Annotated in this window: 18 protein-coding genes; 7 read left to right on the top strand and 11 right to left on the bottom strand. The window is 68.2% G+C overall.

The genetic code is table 11. The annotated features are described in order from the left end of the window. Positions 1 to 23 precede the first annotated feature (23 nt). From AC1RB9_RS21980 to AC1RB9_RS21970, 3 genes are all read left to right on the top strand, one after another. Complete coding sequence (locus AC1RB9_RS21980; RefSeq protein ID WP_003114164.1) at positions 24 to 479, top strand: hypothetical protein; 456 nt, start codon at positions 24 to 26, stop codon at positions 477 to 479. Between the two features lie 116 nt (positions 480 to 595). After that, a complete protein-coding gene (locus AC1RB9_RS21975; protein WP_003085479.1) occupies positions 596 to 841 on the top strand; it encodes a DUF1145 domain-containing protein in 246 nt (81 codons plus the stop codon). 122 nt (positions 842 to 963) lie between these two features. Then, positions 964 to 1,152 (top strand): hypothetical protein, encoded by a 189-nt coding sequence (locus tag AC1RB9_RS21970; RefSeq protein ID WP_003098351.1) that lies wholly within the window; start codon positions 964 to 966, stop codon positions 1,150 to 1,152. Between the two features lie 3 nt (positions 1,153 to 1,155). Here AC1RB9_RS21970 and AC1RB9_RS21965 read toward each other — a convergent pair whose 3' ends face one another. After that, positions 1,156 to 2,070 carry a LysR family transcriptional regulator gene (locus AC1RB9_RS21965; RefSeq protein WP_003454702.1) on the bottom strand — a complete coding sequence of 305 codons (915 nt, stop codon included), beginning with the start codon at positions 2,068 to 2,070 and terminating at the stop codon, positions 1,156 to 1,158. 102 nt (positions 2,071 to 2,172) lie between these two features. On the opposite strand from AC1RB9_RS21965, the gene AC1RB9_RS21960 reads away from it, so the two are divergent. Continuing rightward, the gene (locus tag AC1RB9_RS21960; protein ID WP_003454701.1) at positions 2,173 to 4,149 is read left to right on the top strand and encodes an alkyl/aryl-sulfatase; all 1,977 of its coding nucleotides are present in this window, start codon (positions 2,173 to 2,175) and stop codon (positions 4,147 to 4,149) included. Positions 4,150 to 4,183: 34 nt separating this feature from the next. On the opposite strand, the gene AC1RB9_RS21955 is transcribed toward AC1RB9_RS21960, so the two are convergent. The 7 genes from AC1RB9_RS21955 to AC1RB9_RS21925 form a co-directional block, all read right to left on the bottom strand. After that, complete coding sequence (locus tag AC1RB9_RS21955; RefSeq protein ID WP_003110820.1) at positions 4,184 to 4,825, bottom strand: NAD(P)-dependent oxidoreductase; 642 nt, start codon at positions 4,823 to 4,825, stop codon at positions 4,184 to 4,186. Between the two features lie 115 nt (positions 4,826 to 4,940). Then, on the bottom strand, positions 4,941 to 5,585 hold the full coding sequence (locus AC1RB9_RS21950) for a potassium channel family protein (RefSeq protein ID WP_003085490.1): 645 nt from the start codon (positions 5,583 to 5,585) through the stop codon (positions 4,941 to 4,943). Between the two features lie 56 nt (positions 5,586 to 5,641). Further along, positions 5,642 to 6,538, bottom strand: a complete 897-nt coding sequence (mmsB, locus tag AC1RB9_RS21945; protein WP_003454697.1) for a 3-hydroxyisobutyrate dehydrogenase — start codon at positions 6,536 to 6,538, stop codon at positions 5,642 to 5,644. A gap of 111 nt (positions 6,539 to 6,649) precedes the next feature. Next, positions 6,650 to 7,753, bottom strand: coding sequence for an enoyl-CoA hydratase/isomerase family protein (locus AC1RB9_RS21940; RefSeq protein WP_003114169.1), 1,104 nt, complete (start codon positions 7,751 to 7,753; stop codon positions 6,650 to 6,652). 58 nt (positions 7,754 to 7,811) lie between these two features. After that, a complete protein-coding gene (locus tag AC1RB9_RS21935) occupies positions 7,812 to 8,630 on the bottom strand; it encodes an enoyl-CoA hydratase (protein ID WP_003085498.1) in 819 nt (272 codons plus the stop codon). A 65-nt stretch (positions 8,631 to 8,695) separates the two neighbouring features. After that, on the bottom strand, positions 8,696 to 9,859 hold the full coding sequence (locus AC1RB9_RS21930; RefSeq protein ID WP_003116511.1) for an isobutyryl-CoA dehydrogenase: 1,164 nt from the start codon (positions 9,857 to 9,859) through the stop codon (positions 8,696 to 8,698). 11 nt (positions 9,860 to 9,870) lie between these two features. Continuing rightward, positions 9,871 to 11,379, bottom strand: coding sequence for a CoA-acylating methylmalonate-semialdehyde dehydrogenase (locus tag AC1RB9_RS21925; protein ID WP_003454694.1), 1,509 nt, complete (start codon positions 11,377 to 11,379; stop codon positions 9,871 to 9,873). A 132-nt stretch (positions 11,380 to 11,511) separates the two neighbouring features. On the opposite strand from AC1RB9_RS21925, the gene AC1RB9_RS21920 reads away from it, so the two are divergent. From AC1RB9_RS21920 to ung, 3 genes are all read left to right on the top strand, one after another. After that, complete coding sequence (locus AC1RB9_RS21920) at positions 11,512 to 12,393, top strand: AraC family transcriptional regulator (protein ID WP_003106441.1); 882 nt, start codon at positions 11,512 to 11,514, stop codon at positions 12,391 to 12,393. 56 nt (positions 12,394 to 12,449) lie between these two features. Beyond that, complete coding sequence (locus AC1RB9_RS21915; protein ID WP_003114171.1) at positions 12,450 to 13,271, top strand: VanW family protein; 822 nt, start codon at positions 12,450 to 12,452, stop codon at positions 13,269 to 13,271. Between the two features lie 99 nt (positions 13,272 to 13,370). Then, entirely contained in the window at positions 13,371 to 14,066 is a 696-nt protein-coding gene (ung, locus tag AC1RB9_RS21910) for a uracil-DNA glycosylase (RefSeq protein ID WP_003106436.1), read from the top strand. Positions 14,067 to 14,192: 126 nt separating this feature from the next. Here the strand turns inward: ung and AC1RB9_RS21905 are convergent, their stop codons facing one another. The 3 genes from AC1RB9_RS21905 to AC1RB9_RS21895 are packed head-to-tail and all read right to left on the bottom strand — an operon-like array spanning position 14,193 to position 17,221. Next, the gene (locus AC1RB9_RS21905) at positions 14,193 to 15,230 is read right to left on the bottom strand and encodes an AbrB family transcriptional regulator (protein WP_003114172.1); all 1,038 of its coding nucleotides are present in this window, start codon (positions 15,228 to 15,230) and stop codon (positions 14,193 to 14,195) included. Continuing rightward, positions 15,223 to 16,740 carry a tripartite tricarboxylate transporter permease gene (locus tag AC1RB9_RS21900; protein ID WP_003120784.1) on the bottom strand — a complete coding sequence of 506 codons (1,518 nt, stop codon included), beginning with the start codon at positions 16,738 to 16,740 and terminating at the stop codon, positions 15,223 to 15,225. Before AC1RB9_RS21900 ends, AC1RB9_RS21905 begins: the two co-directional genes overlap by 8 nt. Positions 16,741 to 16,750: 10 nt before the next feature. Further along, positions 16,751 to 17,221: a tripartite tricarboxylate transporter TctB family protein gene (locus tag AC1RB9_RS21895; protein ID WP_003101933.1), complete on the bottom strand. Its 471-nt coding sequence runs from the start codon at positions 17,219 to 17,221 to the stop codon at positions 16,751 to 16,753. Positions 17,222 to 17,234: the final 13 nt, after the last annotated feature.

The raw sequence follows: 17,234 nt of genomic DNA, 5'->3' as shown, positions 1-17,234 counted from the left end.
CAGCGGGGCCGCAGGAGGCTGCCATGTGGCGCACATTCCTGAGAGTCCCGCTTCTTCTGCTTCTCGCCAGCCTGGGTGGCTGCGCGGTGTATGACTACGACTACGATGACGGCGATTGGCGCCACTATCGCGGCCAGCCCTACGGCTACGCCTACGAAGTGCCGCGCTATCGCGTGTATGACGATGGCTGGCGCAGCGAACGGCGCTACTACTCGACGCGCTACTACGACCAACGCTACTACCCGGCGCCACGCCGCTACGATGGCCACCGCGACTACCGGCGCGAGCAATATCGCTACCAGCAGCGCTACCACGAATCGCGCCCGGCCCATCGTGGCGAGCGGCATCCGGGCAACTGGCAGCGCGGCGGCCAGCCGCAATGGCGCGGGCATTCTCCGCAACGCTGGCAACAACACGGTCGGCAGGATCGTCCGGGACACCAGGGCCAGCAGGGCGGGACACCTCGCTGGCGCAACTGAGGTGCGCAAGGAAAGGCGGCGCTTGCGGGCGCCGTCGTGCTTTCCAGTCGAAAGTGCGGACCCTCTTGGCGCATTTGCTCGGCACACTCTGCCGATACCGAAACGAGGAGGTACCCATGAGTCATTTTCTGTCGTTCGCCAAGGGCGCCCTGGCGATGTTCTGGCTCGTCGCGCTGGTCAACCTGGCCTACCCGCTGGGCGAGTTGCATCGACCGATCCTGCTGTTGTCCGGCGTGCTGGTGCTGGTCCATGCCGCCGAGATCCTGCTGCTCAACGGGCGTCTCAAGGCGCGCCCGGCACCTTGGCTGGAGCGCCTCCAGGTGCTGCTGTTCGGCGTCCTGCACCTGCGTAGCCTCGGCTGATTTACCCAGGCTTTACTCTCGCCGCGGGCACCGTCCGCGCGCCGCGCAGTCCGATGTGCAGGTTCCGGAACAGGCAATCCTCCCGCATCCGCAGGAGAGGCCGGAACCGCACAGGAGGCGCCATGCGTCGTTTGCTTTCCCTGCTGATCCTCGTCCTGCCGCTGTCGGCCTGCGTGGTCTACGACCGCAACGACCACCGGCATCGTCCCGACTACCGCTACGAGCGCTATCACGACCGCGACCGTGACAACCGCGGGCGCGACTGGAACCGTTCCTGGCAGGAGCGCCGCGACGACGCTCGCTGGCGCTGAGCCTCAGGTGGCGGCGAAGCGCCGGTCCTGTTCCAGCACCCGCTCGACGAACACTGCCGCGGCCGGCGACAGGCTGCGGCCGGCGCGGCTGACCAGACCGTAGGCGGAGCCCTTGGCGCGGGCGGGCTCGGAGCCGGCGGGCCAGGGCAGCAGCGCCAGGCGGCCGGCCTCGACGTCGGCGGCAACCACGTCCCAGGGCGCCAGGCTGATCAGCTCGCTGGAGCCGACCAGGCCCTTGAGCATCAGCACGTCGTCGCACTGTATGCCGAGCGGTTCTTCGCGTTGCAGCAGGCGCGCCAGGTCGCCGCGGACTGCCTCGGGCAGGCGCGGGCCGGCCAGCGGGTAGTCGGCCAGTTGCTCGGCGCTCGGCCTCACCAGACGCAGCAACGGATGGCTGGGGCGGCAGAAGAGTACGCCGGGATACTCGCGTAGCGGGTGGATGCGCAACTGCGGATCGCCTTGCAGCTCGCGGATATCGGCGACGAAGAGTTCGACGGCGTCATCCAGCAGGCGCTGGCGTAGGGTCTGCCAGTCTTCGATGAGCAGTACGACGCGCACGCGTGGGTGGGCGCTGGAGAAACCGGCCAGTGCCTCGGGCAACAGCCGTGCGGCGGGGAAGGGACCGCCGCCCAGGCGTAGCTCGCCGCTGTCGAGATTGGCCAACTGGCTCACCGCGTTGTGCAGTGCGCGATGCCCGGCCAGCAGGCGCCGAGCGTGTTCCAGCACCAGCCGGCCGTGGGCCGTGAGGGCCACGCCGCGGCTGCCGCGCTCCACCAGGGTGCAACCCAACTGTCCCTCCAGCGCCTGGATGCTGCGTGACAGCGCCGGCTGGCTGAGATTCACCGCTTCGGCGGCGCGGGCATAGTGGCCGTGCTCGGCGAGGGCGACGAAGTGGCGGAACTGGCGTAGATCGCTCATGCGGACTCCGCATCGAATGTGGACCTGGAATGCATTGGAATTATTGCCGTGCCGCTCGGCATAGTGCCAGCCGAAGCCCACAACAATAAAACGGAGTATCCGATGAGCCGTCTGCTTGCACTCCTGGCGCTCGCCCCGCTGCTCGCCGGCGCCGCCGAAACCACCGCGCCCAAACCGCCCAGTGCCTTCACCGTCGAGGCCCAGCGGCGGGTCGAAGCGGAATTGCCCTTCGCCGACCGCGCCGACTTCGAGCGCGCCGAACGCGGCCTGATCCGGCGCCCGGAGCGGTTACTCATCCGCAACCCCGACGGCAGCGTCGCCTGGCAGCTCGGTGGCTACGACTTCCTCCTCGACGGCAAGCCTCGCGACAGCATCAATCCCAGCCTGCAACGCCAGGCCCTGCTCAATCTCAAGTACGGCTTGTTCGAGGTTGCCGAGGGTATCTACCAGGTGCGCGGCTTCGACCTGGCCAACATCACCTTCATCCGCGGCGACAGCGGCTGGATCGTGGTCGACACCCTGACCACCCCGGCCACCGCCAGGGCGGCCTACGAACTGGTCAGCCGCGAGCTGGGCGAGAGGCCGATCCGTACGGTGATCTACAGCCACGCCCACGCTGATCACTTTGGAGGCGTGCGCGGTCTGGTAGAGCCACAGCAGGTCGCCAGCGGCGCGGTGCAGATCATCGCTCCGGCCGGCTTCATGGAGGCGGCGATCAAGGAGAACGTCCTGGCCGGCAACGCCATGATGCGCCGCGCCACCTACCAGTACGGCACGCAACTGCCCAACGGGCCGCAGGGGCAGGTCGACATGGCCATCGGCAAGGGATTGGCGCGCGGACCGCTGAGCCTGCTGGCGCCGACCCGCCTGATCGAAGGCGAGGGCGAGGACCTGGTGCTGGACGGCGTGCCGTTCACCTTCCAGAACACGCCGGGTACCGAATCGCCGGCGGAGATGAACATCTGGCTGCCGCGGCAGAAGGCCCTGCTGATGGCCGAAAACGTGGTCGGCACCCTGCACAACCTGTACACCCTGCGCGGCGCCGAGGTACGTGATGCGCTGGGCTGGAGCAAGTACATCAACCAGGCGCTGCATCGTTTCGGCAGGCAGGCCGAGGTGATGTTCGCAGTGCACAACTGGCCGCGCTGGGGCAACGCGGAGATCGTCGAGGTGCTGGAGAAGCAGCGTGACCTGTACGGCTTCCTGCACGACCAGACCCTGCACCTGGCCAACCAGGGCGTGACCATCGGCCAGGTGCACAACCGCCTGCGCCTGCCGCCCAGCCTCGACCAGGAATGGTACGACCGCGGCTACCACGGCTCGGTCAGCCATAACGCACGGGCCGTGCTGAACCGCTACCTGGGCTACTACGACGGCAACCCGGCGAGCCTCGACCCGCTCAGCCCGGAGGACTCGGCGGGCCGCTACGTGGAATACATGGGCGGCGCCGAGCGCCTGCTGGAGCAAGCGCGGGCGTCGTACGCCAGGGGCGAGTACCGCTGGGTGGTCGAGGTGGTCAACAGGCTGGTCTTCGCCGAGCCGGATAACCGGGCCGCGCGCGAGCTGCAGGCCGACGCCCTGGAGCAGCTCGGCTACCAGGCGGAGAACGCCGGCTGGCGCAACAGCTACCTCAGCGCCGCCTACGAACTGCGCCACGGCGTACCGCGCGACCAGCCGACGATGAAGGCCGGCAGCGCCGATGCCCTGGCGGCGATGGACACCGGCCTGCTGTTCGACTATCTCGGCGTGCGCCTGGACGCCGGCGCTGCGGAGGGCAAGGCGCTGAGCATCAACCTGCGCCTGCCGGACATCGGTGAGAACTACCTGCTGGAACTGAAGAACTCGCACCTGAACAACCTGCGCGGCGTGCAGAGCGAGGACGCCGGGCAGACCGTGAGCATCGACCGCGCCGATCTCAACCGGCTGCTGCTCAAAGAGGTATCGGCGGTACGCCTGGTCTTCGAGGGCAAGCTGAAGAGTTCCGGCAATCCGCTGTTGCTGGGGCAACTGTTCGGCATGCTCGGCGACTTCGACTTCTGGTTCGATATCGTCACGCCGGCGGCGAAGTCCGAAGGCTGACGACGAAGGCGCCCGAGAGGGGCGCCTGGTCTTTTCAGTAGGCCACGGTGAAGCGCTGGCGATGATGACGGGGCTGCTCGGCCTCGTCGAGCATGGCTACCGCCAGGTCTTCCAGGGAAATCCGGCTCTCGCCCTTGGCGTCGAACAGGACCTGGTCGCCGCCGAGGCGGAACTTGCCGCTGCGCTGGCCGGGTTCGAGGAGCATCGCCGGGCTGAGGAACACCCAGTCCAGTCGTTGCTCGCCGCGCAGTTGGTCGAGGGCGTCGGCGGCGCCGAGGGCGCCCTGCTTCCACTGCTCGGGGAATTCCGGGCTGTCCACCAGGCGCTGGCCGGGGGCGATCTCCAGGCTCCCGGCGCCGCCGAGAACCAGCAGGCGCGGCACGCCGGAGCGTTTCACGCCGTCGAGAATGGCCTGGCTGCCGGCGGCGTGGCGGGCGCGGAGGTCGGCGCTACCCCAGCCGCCGTTGAAAGCGCTGATGACCACCTCGTGGCCTGCCACGGCGCTGGCCACCTGGGCCGGGTCGCTGACGTCCGCCTGCACTACGCAGAGGCCGTCGCGCGCCGCCAGCTTGCTCGGGTCGCGGACCAGGGCGGTCACCGCGTGGCCGCGTTGCAGGGCTTCGTTGAGGAAATAGTGGCCGACGTGGCCGGTGGCGCCGATCAGGGCGATTTTCATGCTGCACCTTCCGTTCGAGAAATGCCGCAGAGCGGCGTCGATCAGCATCATCCGCCCTGCGCTCGCCGGGATAAACCGCTGCGCGGGGGATGCACTCGTTAGCCCAGCTTAATAATCAGACCTCCTCGCTGTCGCTCATCAGGGTCAGGCTGCGGGCCACGGCGAGGGCGATGAACAGGACCCCGATCACTCCTTCGCTGCCGGCCAGCAGGCGCGCCAGCGGGTTGATCGCCTGGATGTCGCCGTAGCCCACGGTGGTCAGGGTCACCAGGCTGTAGTAGACGAAGGTATCCAGGCCGAGTGCGCCATGGCTGGCGATGAAGCTGGCCGGCTGCATCTGTTCGACCATGTAGTAGGCGAGAGCGAAGGCCAGCGCCATCTGCAGGTAGAGCGCGCAGAGTCCGTAGAGCAGCTCGTGGGTCACCGGGCGCTCCTGGGTGACGCGGCGGAACAGCGCGGCGAACAGGGTCAGGTACAGCAGGATCAGGCTCAGCCCGCGCAGCAGGCCGGGCGGCAGGCTGGAGTAGGGACTGCTGAAGTCCGCAGTGGTGTACAGGGCCAGGCTGAACAGGCCGAAGAAGGCCGTCAGGTAGACCAGCGGACTGCGTCTGCGCAAGGTGTTCATCCCGGCCAGCACCAGCAGCAGGAGGCTGCCGAGCACCCGTGGCTTGGTGCTCGACGGCAGGCCGAGGATCGCCGTGAACAGCACGGTGGAAAAGAACAGCAGGCGGAAACGGTAACGCAGCAGCAGGGCGTTCAAGGCGGGCTCCTCGCATCGTCGAATCGACCAGCCTGGGCGCGGACCCGCCTGCCTGTCTATTGGCCTTGGGTCGGATCGAACAATTTCTGCACCACGGAAAAGTCCCGCTCCGCATAGCCCTGCTTCAGCAGCAGACGGTACAGGCTCAGCGCCAGGCTGCCCATCGGCGTGCTGCTGGCGCTGGCCTGGGCGGCTTCCTGGGCCAGCCCGAGGTCCTTGGCCATCAACTGGGCCATGAAGCCGCCGCTGTAGTCGCGCGACGCCGGAGCGTTCTCCATAACCCCCGGCCAGGGGTTGTAGACTTCCAGCGCCCAGTTGCCACCGGAGCTGCGGCGCATGATCTCGGCCAGCACCTTCGCGTCGAGGCCGTTGGCCACGCCCAGGGCCATGGCTTCTGCGGTACCGATCATCAGCACCGCGAGGAGCTGGTTGTTGCACACCTTGGCCACCTGGCCGGCGCCGTCGGGGCCGGCATGGAAGATGTTGCGACCCATGGCCTCGAACAGCGGCCGGGCCTTCTCCAGGGCTTCGGCGTCGCCGCCGACCATGAAGGTCAGGGTGCCGGCTGCCGCGCCGGCAGTGCCGCCGGACACCGGCGCGTCGAGCATCGCCAGGCCGCGCTCGCGGGCGGCGGCGTGGACCTTGCGCGCCGAGGTCGGGGCGATGGTCGAGCATTCCAGCACCAGGGTGCCGGGGGCGATGTGCGCGAGCAGGCCATCGTCGTCGAGGTACAGGCCTTCGACGTGCTGGCTGGCCGGCAGCATGCTGATGACCACGTCGGCGCCCTGCACCGCGTCGCGGGCACTGCGGGCGGCGCTGGCGCCGGCGGCGACCAGGCCGTCGACGGCGCTCTGCACCAGGTCGAAGACGTTCAGCAGGTAGCCGGCCTTGAGCAGGTTGGTGGCCATCGGCGCGCCCATGTGGCCGAGGCCGATGAAGGCGATCTGTTTCATGGAGCTCCTCCTGTGGCGGCCGCGAGGCCTCTTGGGGATGCTGTGAAACAGCTTAGACGCTATGGACGTGGCGGGCCCGCGCCCTCCTTCGGCAGAGGGCGGCGCGGCGGATCAGAGCCCCGCCAGTGGATGCTCGCCCTCCCAGGTCGGCTCGAAGTGCGCCTCGATCACCGCCTGCGGGATCGATTCCACCTGCGGCCAATGCCAGTTCGGTGCGTTGTCGCGATCGATCAGCCTTGCGCGTACCCCCTCGGCGAAGTCCGGATGGCGCGTGCAGTTCAGGCTCATGGCGTATTCCAGGCGGAACACCTCGGCCAGCGACAGGTAGCGCGCACGCTCGATCTGCTGCCAGACCAGATGCGCGGTCATCGGGCAGCCCTCGGCCAGGGTCTTCGCGCCACGCGCAAGCAGCGGGTCGGCGTCGTCGCGCAGCGCCACCAGCGCCTGCCAGGCGCTCGCCAGGTCCGGCTGGTCGAGCAGTGCGTCCAGGCGCGGCCGGCGCGGGAGCAACTGGGCCTCCGGCAGTTCGCCGCGGGCCTCGTGTTCGAGGGCGCGAAGCAGGCTGTGAAGTTGCACTTGGGGCGACTCGTTCCAGTTCATCTGCACCAGGCCGGCGAGCAGGGCGTCCTGCTGGTCGTCGAGAAGGAAGCGGTCGGCCAGGTCGAGGTCGAGAGCGTCGCGGGCGTTCATCTGCGCCGCGCTCAGGCCGAGGAACAGGCCGAGCCTGCCGGGCAGGCGGGCGAGGAACCAGCTGGCGCCGACGTCTGGGTACAGGCCGATGCCGATCTCCGGCATCGCCAGGCGGCTGGACGGGGTGACGATGCGAATCCCGGCACCCTGCATCAGCCCCATGCCGCCACCCATCACATAGCCGTGGGCCCAGCAGATGAAGGGTTTCGGGTAGGTATGGATGCGGTAGTCGAGGCGGTATTCATCGGCGAAGAAGCGTCGCGCCAGGGCCGGTACCTCGCCGGGTTGCTCGCGGCAGGCGTCCACCAGCTTGCGCACGTCGCCGCCGGCGCAAAAGGCCTTGGCGCCGTTGCCGCGCAACAGCACGCAGGCGATGCCGGCGTCCTCGGCCCAGGCGTCGAGTTTCGCCGCCAGGGCCTCGATCATCGGCAGGGACAGGGCGTTCAGACTCTTTTCCGCATCCAGGGTGGCAATGCCGATGCGGAAGCCATGCAGGCTCGGGCGTTCTTCGAAAAGCACGTTCATGTCGGGGCTCTCGGCTCGGGCGGGCTGTGGCGCAGCCCGCCGGGTTCGATGGGAAGGCTCAGCAGTTGCGCCACTTGGGATCGCGCTTCTCGAGGAAGGCGTTGACCCCTTCGCGGGTGTCCTGGGCGTCGAACAGATCGACGAAGCGCTCGCGCTCCTCCGGCAGCCAGGTGTTCGGCGCGCGTTCGCGGGCACCCTGGATCAGCGGCTTGATGGTGCGGATCGCCACCGGGCTCTGGCGTGCCACCTTGGCCGCCAGCAGCAGGGCGGCGCCGCGCGCCTCGCCGCTGTCCACCACCTGTTCGACCAGGCCGATGCGCAGGGCGGTTTCCGCATCCACCCGCTCGTTGCAGAGGATCATCCGCTTGGCCCAGCCTTCGCCCACCAGCCAGGGCAGCGCCTGGGTCCCGCCGGCGCAGGGCAGCAGGCCCACCGCGGCCTCCGGCAGGGCCATCTGCGCCTGGCGCTCGGCGATGCGGATGTCGCAGGCGAGGGCGCACTCCAGCCCGCCGCCCATGGCGTAGCCGTTGATCGCCGCGATCGACACCCCGCGGAAATCGCGCAGCGCCTCGAAGGCTTCGCCGAAGCGGCGGGCCATCTCGCGAGCGCGGGCCTTGTCGCCGTCGGCGAACATGTTCAGGTCGGCGCCGGCGGAGAAGAACTTCGGCCCCTGGCCGGTCACTACCAGGGCGTAGATATCGTCGTCGCGGTTGAGGTGCTCGATCAGTTGGCGCAGGCCGATCAGCGAGTCGCGGTCCCAGGTGTTGGCCGGCGGGTGGTTGATGGTGATCAGCGCGGTGTGCCCGTGCTTTTCCACGGTGAGCTTGTGGGTCAGGTCGAAGGAGGAAGCCTTGTAGGGTTCGACGGCAGTGTTCATGAAGTCCCTCACTGGATCATGGGCCGGGGCGTCCCGGCACTATCGGATGCGATGGTTCGCGGCGTTCACAGCAGGCGATCGAGCATGCCGCCCTGCTCCAACAGGCGGCGGGCGACGATCACCCGCATGATTTCGTTGGTGCCTTCGAGGATCTGGTGCACGCGGGTGTCGCGTACCCAGCGCTCCAGCGGATAATCGTTGAGATAGCCGTAGCCGCCGTGCAGTTGCAAGGCCTCGTTGCAGACATCGAAGCAGCGGTCGGTGGCGAAGCGCTTGGCCATTGCGCAGTACAGGGTCGCCTCGGCGTCGCCGCGGTCCAGCCGATGGGCGCCGAGGCGGACCATCTGACGGCTGGCGGTGAGTTCGGTGAGCATGTCGGCGAGCTTGAACTGCAAGGCCTGGAAGGTCGCCAGCGGCTTGCCGAACTGCTCGCGCTCCTCGACGTAGCGCATCGACTGCTCCAGCGCCGCCTGGGCGGCGCCCAGGGAACAACTGGCGATGTTCAGGCGGCCGCCGTCGAGGCCTTTCATGGCATAGACGAAGCCCTGGCCCTCCGGGCCGATGCGGTTGCCGGCGGGGATGCGCACGCCTTCGAAGGTGATGGTGCGGGTCGGCTGCGCGCGCCAGCCCATCTTGTCCTCGTTGCGGCCGTAGCGGATGCCGGGCGCGTCGGCCGGCACCAGGAAGCAGGAGATGCCCCTGGCGCCGTCCTCGCCGGTGCGCGCCATGACGATCAGCACCTGGGTGCTGCCGGCGCCGGAAATGAAGCACTTGCTGCCGTCCAGCACGTATTCGTCGCCCTCGCGGCGGGCGCGGGTGCGCAGGCGCGCGGCGTCGGAGCCGGCATCGGGCTCGGTCAGGCAATAGGAGGCGAGCGACTCGCCGCCGATCAGGCCGGGCAGCCAGGCCTCCTTCAGCGCCGCGTCGCCGAACGAGGCGAGCATCCAGGCGGCCATGTTGTGGATGCTGATGTAGGCGGTAGTGGCCACGCAGCCGGCGGCCAGTTGCTCGAAGATCAGCGAAGTGGACAGCCGCGACAGGCCCAGACCGCCGTCTTCCTCGGCGATGTACAGGCCGAGGTAGCCCTGTTCGGCGGCGGCGCGGATGACTTCCTCCGGGAAGTGATGGTCGCGGTCCCAGTCGGCCGCCTTCGGCGCCAGTTCGTGGCGGGCGAAGGCGCGGGCGCTCTCCACCAGCAGGCGTTGTTCTTCGGTGAGGTCGAAATCCATAGGTCCTCGGGTCACTTGAGATGGATGGTCATGTTCGGGCCGGCCGACGATTCGGCGGCCGTCGGTTCATCGTCGAACCAGCGGCTGGTGACGGTCTTGGTCTCGGTATAGAAGCGCACAGCCTGCTTGCCGTAGGCGTGCAGGTCGCCGTAGAAGGAACCCTTCCAGCCGGTGAAGGAGAAGAACGGCAGCGGTACCGGGATCGGCACGTTGATACCCACCTGGCCGACCTGCACCGCGTGCTGGTAGCGCCGAGCGGCGCCGCCGGAGCGGGTGAACAGGCTGGTGCCGTTGCCATAGGGATTGGCGTTGACCAGGGCAATCGCCTCTTCCAGGGTATCGACCTCCAGGCAAGCCAGCACCGGGCCGAAGATCTCCTCGCGGTACAGGCCCATCTTCGGCGTCACTGCGCGGAACAGGGTGGGACCGAGCCAGTTGCCGTTGGGATAGCCTTCGACCTGGCACTGCGAGCCGTCGAGCAGGCACTCGGCGCCTTCTGCCTTGCCTTCGGCGATCAGGCGCAGCACGCGCTGGCGCGCCTGCGGGCTGATCAGCGGACCATAGGCGGCGTCCGGGTCCTGCCAGTGACCGGGGCGCAGGGCGGCCATCCGCTCGGCCAGCTCGGGAATCCACTCGCGCGCCGCGCCGACGAACACCGCCGCGCTGATCGCCATGCAGCGCTGGCCGGCGGCGCCGCAGCTGGCGCCGACCAGGTTGCCGAGGACCTGGGCCTTGTTCGCGTCGGGGAGGATCACCATGTGGTTCTTCGCCCCGGCGAAGGCCTGCACCCGCTTCAGGTGCGCGGTGCCGGTGCGGTACACGTGCTGGCCCACGGCGACCGAGCCGACGAAGGAAATCGCCCGGATGTCCGGGTGGGTGAGGAGGGCATCGACCTGTTCGCGGCCGCCATGGATCACCTGCAGCACGCCCTTCGGCGCGCCGGCCTCGAGGAACAGCTCGGCGAGGCGGTTGGGTGTCAGCGGATCCTGTTCGGAGGGCTTGAGGACGAAGGTGTTGCCGCAGGCGATGGCCAGCGGGAACATCCACAGCGGGATCATCGCCGGGAAATTGAACGGGGTGATCCCGGCGCACACGCCGAGGGGCTGGATCCAACTGGCGGTGTCGATCTCGCGGGCGACGTTTTCCACCGTCTCGCCCATCATCAGGCTGGCCACGTTGGCGGCGTGTTCGACCACCTCGATGCCGCGCCACACGTCGCCCTTGGCATCGGCGAGGTTCTTGCCGGTCTCCCGGGCCAGCAGTTCGCCGAGTTCGTCGTGGTGTTCCTTGAGCAGGTGCTGGTAGCGCAGCATCAACCGCGCTCGCTCGGGAGCCGGGACTTCGCGCCAGGTCTCGAAGGCGCGCTGGGCGCTGGCGATGGCCTGCTCGATCTCGTCGGCGGTGGCCTTCGGCGCCAGCGCGAGGACGTCCTGGGTCGCCGGATCGGTGACTTCGACCAGCTCGCGGGAACGGCTGCCGCGCCATTCGCCGTCGATCAGCTGGGGGATTGCCTTGGCCATCGTCGCCTCCGCTTCCCGGTGGACCGGGATGTTGTTTTGAGTCGTTATAGCCGGCCGCAAGCCGCCTGTGGATTGACGATCTTGCGCAAGGGATGGACGATCTTGGGATTCAGACTACCGAGTCGCGTCGCCGTGAAGCGTTCCGTACAGACCTCCGCCTGGCCCCTGCCCAACCAGGGTGTGCGTTTCATCACGCCGCCCCGCCTGCGTCGCGCCCTGGCCCGCCATCCGCTCGGCCAGGCCTGCTACCCGCTGGCCCTCGGTTACTATCCGGAGGCGCATGGCCACCACATGCAGCGGCGCGCGCCGGACGACAACCTGTTGATCTACTGCCGGGCCGGACGCGGCTGGCTGGAGTGTGCCGGCGAGCGCGTCGAGGTCGGCGGCGGCGACCTGCTGGTCCTGCCCAAGGGCCGGGAACATGCCTACGGCGCCGACTCGCAGCGGCCATGGAGCATCTACTGGGTACATTTCGAAGGCGGACTGGCGGAGGATTTCCTGCGTCCGCTGGGCAGCGCCCCGCGCCTGCGCCTGGGCATGCAGCCGCGCCTGCTGGCGGAGTTCGATGCGCTGCTGGCGCTGCGTCGCCAGGGCCTCAGCCTGCCGCACTTCATCCATGCCGCGCACCTGTTGCAGGGCCTGCTCACCTCGCTGGCGGTGCGTCCGGCGCGGGCCAGCCTGAAATCCGGACGGGTGCTGGACATCGACGCGGTGCAGGCGCTGATGCGCGCGCACCTGCACGACAGCCTCAACCTCGACGAGCTGGCGGCGCAGTTCAAGCTGTCGCGCTTCCATTTCGCCAAGACCTATCGCGCCCTGACCGGCCAGGCGCCGATCCAGGATTTCATCCAGATGAAGATGGCCCATGCCTGCCGCCTGCTCGACGAGGGCGCGCTGGAGGTGCGGCAGATCGCCGAGCAGCTCGGCTACGCCGATCCCTATTATTTCTCGCGGCTGTTCCGCAAGGTGGTGGGCATGGCGCCCAGTCACTACCGGGCGCTGCACCAGGGCTAGTGCTCCGGGCATAATGCTGCATCCTGCCCGTGGGCCGAGACCGACAAGGATCGTCGATGCGCAAACCCCTATCGCTCTACCACCCCTGGCTCTACTGGCTGCGGGTCTGGCAACGACGTCTCTGGCGGCACTGCCGCTGGCGTCTTGGCGGCCGTCGCTACGTGCGGTTGCCATCGGTCGACGAGCGCCTGCCGTACCGCTACATCAAGCACACCTCGAAGTTGATCCGCCGCCTCGGCGACAGCGACCTCGCCCTGCAACGCAACAAGGTGGTCAACCTGCGCCTGGCGGTGGACTGCATGAACGGCGTGAGCATCGGCCCCGGCGAGTACTTCTCGTTCTGCCGGCTGGTCGGTCGGCCCAGCGCCCGGCGTGGCTTCGTCGAAGGTATGGAGTTGTCCTTCGGCGAGGCGCGCAGCGGAATCGGCGGCGGCATCTGCCAACTGAGCAACCTGATCCACTGGATGGCCCTGCATTCCCCGCTGCGCGTGGTGGAGCGGGCCAACCACAGCTTCGACCCGTTTCCCGACGAGGGACGGATCCTGCCGTTCGGCTCGGGCGCGGCGATCTTCTACAACTTCATCGACCTGGTGCTGCACAATCCGACGGCGGATACCTTCCAGCTGCGCTTCCATATCGCCGCCCACCAACTGGAAGGCGAACTGCTGTGCAGCGCGCCGCGCCCTGTGCGCTACCACGTCTATGAGAGGGCCCAGCGCTTTGTCCGCGACGGCGATGCGGTGCTGAGGCTCAACGAGATCTGGCGCGACATCCGGGAAAAGGGCCAGGCCGGCACCCTGCTGGCCAGCGAGTGCCTGTACCGCAACCGGGTGCGCGTGAAGTATCCGGTGGAAGAGGCCCGCCTGTCCCGAGATTGACAAGCGCGGCGGGCTTTTCTACGGTTCCGCGGCCACAGGCTGTCGGCGACCTTCTGAAAAAGGCCGGACGACTTTTTCAGTACCGAGACAGGGGGTTCCATGACCGATAACGACGACCGCATCAAGCTCGAGGCGAGTTGGAAGGAAGCGCTGCGCGAGGAATTCGACAAGCCCTACATGAAGCAACTGGGCGAGTTCCTGCGCCAGGAGAAGGCCGCCGGCAAGGTGATCTTTCCGCCCGGGCCATTGATCTTCAACGCGCTGAACACCACGCCGCTGGAGAACGTCAAGGTGGTGATCATCGGCCAGGATCCCTACCACGGACCAGGCCAGGCCCACGGCCTGTGCTTCTCGGTGCAGCCCGGCGTGCCGACGCCGCCGTCCTTGCAGAACATCTACAAGGAACTCAACCGCGACCTGAACATCCCGATTCCCAACAACGGCTACCTGCAGCGCTGGGCGGAGCAGGGCGTGCTGTTGCTCAATACCTCCCTGACCGTCGAGCAGGCCAAGGCCGGCTCCCACGCCAATGCCGGCTGGCAGCCGTTCACCGACCGCGTCATCGAGGTGGTCAACGAGCGTTGCGAGCGCCTGGTGTTCCTGCTCTGGGGCAGCCACGCGCAGAGCAAGCAGAAGCTGATCGACCCGCAGCGCCACCTGATTCTCAAGTCGGCGCACCCGTCGCCGTTGTCGGCCTACCGCGGTTTCCTCGGCAACGGCCACTTCAGCCGCACCAACAAGTTCCTCGAGCAGAACGGCAAGACGCCTATCGACTGGTCGCTGCCGGACCTCTGAAGGCCGCTGTCGCCCAGCTCTTCACATGGTGGGCGCCGCTGTGTGCCTCTGACCGCGCCCGGAAAAAAAAGCCCGCACGAGGCGGGCTGGAAAACGCCACACATCCAGTGTGGCGGCGTGGCTCGATCAGCCGGCGCGCTTCCTCCAGTAGCGGAAGCACGGCTCGGCGAGGAACAGCACCAGCAATAGCCTCAGTACCTGCAAGGCGGTGACCAGCGGCACCGAGAGCTGCAAGGCTTCGGCGGTCAGGCTCAGCTCGGCGATGCCGCCGGGCATCATGCCGAGCATCAGCGACTGGTGGTCGAGGGTGGTCAGCCAGCCGAGCAACTCGGCGGCGAGCGCCGCGGCGAACATCATCCACAGCGTGCAGACCAGGGTACGACTGACGAAGGCTGGAGCGCTGCGGAAGAAACTGCGGTTGAAATGGCAACCCAGGGCGCTGCCGATCAGCCATTGGCCGACGCCGCTGGAACCGGCCGGCAGGCCGATATGCAGGTCGAAGCCGAGGCTGACGCCGGCCGCCAGCAACAGCGGGCCGAGCAGCCAGGGATTGGGTTGGCGCAACTTCTGCCAGCCCAGCGCGACCAGCGCCCCGGCCGGGAACAGCAGGGCCAGCCAGTGCCAGTCCACCGGCGCGGCCTGGTGCGGGCCTGGCTGGCCGCCGCCGAGCAGGTACTGGAACGCCGCCGGCACCAGCAGCACTACCAGCAACAGGCGCAGGCTCTGCGCTGCGGCGACGCGGCTGAGCACCGCGCCGTGGCGCTGCCCGAGGTTGACCATCTCGCTGGCACCACCGGGCATGCTGGCGAAGAACGCGGTGGCGCGGTCCTCGCCGCTGCGGCGCATGAAGGCGATCGCCAGCACGCTGGAAAGCGTGGTGGCCACGGCGCCGAAGACGATGATCACGCTATGCGCCAGCACTTGCTCGATCACTGCCGGGGTGAAGTGCAGGCCGATGCCGATGCCGACGATCCATTGCCCGCACTTGCGTGCCCCCGGCACTTCGGCCAGCGGCAGGTCGGCCAGGCAACGCACCAGCATCACCGCAAGCAGCGAGCCGATCATCCACGGCAGCGGCCAGCCGACCAGGCTTGCCAGCCAGCCGCCAAGGGCGCCCACCAGCGGCGTCGCCCAGTACAGCCTCCAGGTGACGCGCTCAGGCATCGGCCAGCCCCGTCGCGCGACGGGCCGCGCGGCGGCGCCAGGCGCGGACCAGCGGCAACAGCAGCATTACCACCACCAGCGCCCAGGTTACCAGGCTGATCGGGCTCGACCAGAGGATGCCCAGTTCACCGTTGGAGATCGACAGCGCGCGGCGTAGGTTCTGCTCCATCAGTCCACCGAGGATGAAGCCCAGCAGCAGCGGCGAGAGCGGGAAGTCGAGCTTGCGCAGGATATAGCCGATCACGCCGATGCCGACCATCAGGAACAGGTCGAAGGTGGTCGCATGCACGCCGTACACGCCGATCCCGGTGATGATCGCGATGGCCGGCACCAGGGCCCAGTTCGGCACCGCGAGGATGCGGGTGAATACGCGGACCATCGGCACGTTGAGGATGATCAGCATGACGTTGGCGATGAACAGCGAGGCGATCAGGCCCCAGACGATGTCCGGTTGCTGCTGGAACAGCAGCGGGCCGGGAGTGATGTTGTACAGGGTCAGGGCGCCGATCATCACCGCAGTGGTACCCGAGCCGGGCACGCCGAGGGTCAGCATCGGCACCATGGCGCCGCAGGCGGAGGCGCCGATGGCGGTCTCGGGAGCGGCCAGGCCGCGCATGTCGCCCTTGCCGAACTCGCCCTTGGCACCGGCCAGCTTCTTCTCGGTCATATAGGCCACCGCGCTTGCCAGGGTCGCGCCGGCGCCGGGCAGTACGCCCATGACGAAACCGAGCAGACCGCAGCGCAGGTTGACCAGGAATACGCTGGCGGCCTCCTTGAAGTTGAACAGCATGCGTCCGGTGGCTTTCACCGCCTCCTGGCCGTGGTGGGTCTTCTCCAGCAGCAGGAGGATCTCGCTGACCGAGAACAGGCCCAGCACCAGGACCACGAACTGGATGCCGTCGGCGAGGTGGATGCTGTCCCCGGTGAAGCGGTACACGCCGCTGTTGGCGTCGATCCCGACGCTCGACAGGAACAGCCCGAGCAGCGCCGCCAGCAGGGTCTTCAGCGGGCGGTCGCCGGCCATCCCGCCGAGGCAGACGATGGCGAACACCATCAGCACGAAATATTCCGCCGGACCGAAGGCGATCGCCCACTTGGCCAGCAGCGGGGCGAACAGGACCATCCCGCAGGTGGCGATGAAAGCGCCAATGAACGAACTCCAGGCCGACAGCGACAGGGCCACGCCGGCCAGGCCCTTGCGTGCCATCGGGTAGCCGTCGAGGGTGGTCATCACGGTCGAGGCTTCGCCGGGGATGTTGAGCAGGATCGAGCTGATCCGCCCGCCGTATTCGCAGCCCAGGTATACGGCGGCGAGCAGGATCAGCGCGGTTTCCGGCGGCAGGCCGAGGGCGAAGGCCACCGGGATCAGCAGTGCCACGCCGTTGATCGGACCGAGGCCTGGCAGCAGGCCTACGATGGTGCCGATCAGGGTGCCGATCAGCGCGGTGATCAGGTTGGTCGGCGTCATCGCGACGCCGAAGCCCTGGCCGAGGTAGTTCAAGGTTTCCATCACGAAGTCCTCACAGCGGCAGGAAGTCGAGAACGCCCAGCGGCAGCGGGACGTCCAGGGCGCGGTCGAACAGCCAGTAGAGGCCGATCCCGAGCAGGCTCGCGGTGACCACCGCAGGGATTGGCCGGGCGCCGTAGAGAATGGCCATGCAGGAGCCGACCAGGGCGGCGCTGAGGATGAAGCCGAGCGTTTCGAACAGGCCGGCGAACACCAGCAGCAGGGCGATGCAGGCGAGCACCTTGAGCAGCACGGCGCCGCCCAGCGGTTGTTCGTCCTCGGCGTGGCGGATCGGCGTCGGCCGCGCGATCAGCCACGCCAGGCCGGCGCCCATCAGCGCCAGGCAGAGCAGCGGGTAGGCGCGCGGGCCGACCGGTTCGTAGGAAAACGGCGCCTGGTAACGCCAGCCGGCGACCGCCAGGCCGACGCAGGCGAGCAGCCAGAGCCCGGCGAACAGGCGCTGGTACAGGTTGGAACGGGTCATGGGACGATCCTCG

Source organism: Pseudomonas sp. 20-5, assembly GCF_056782835.1.
Note: the sequence above shows the minus strand (reverse complement) of the source record. Positions and strands in the feature narration are given on the sequence as shown.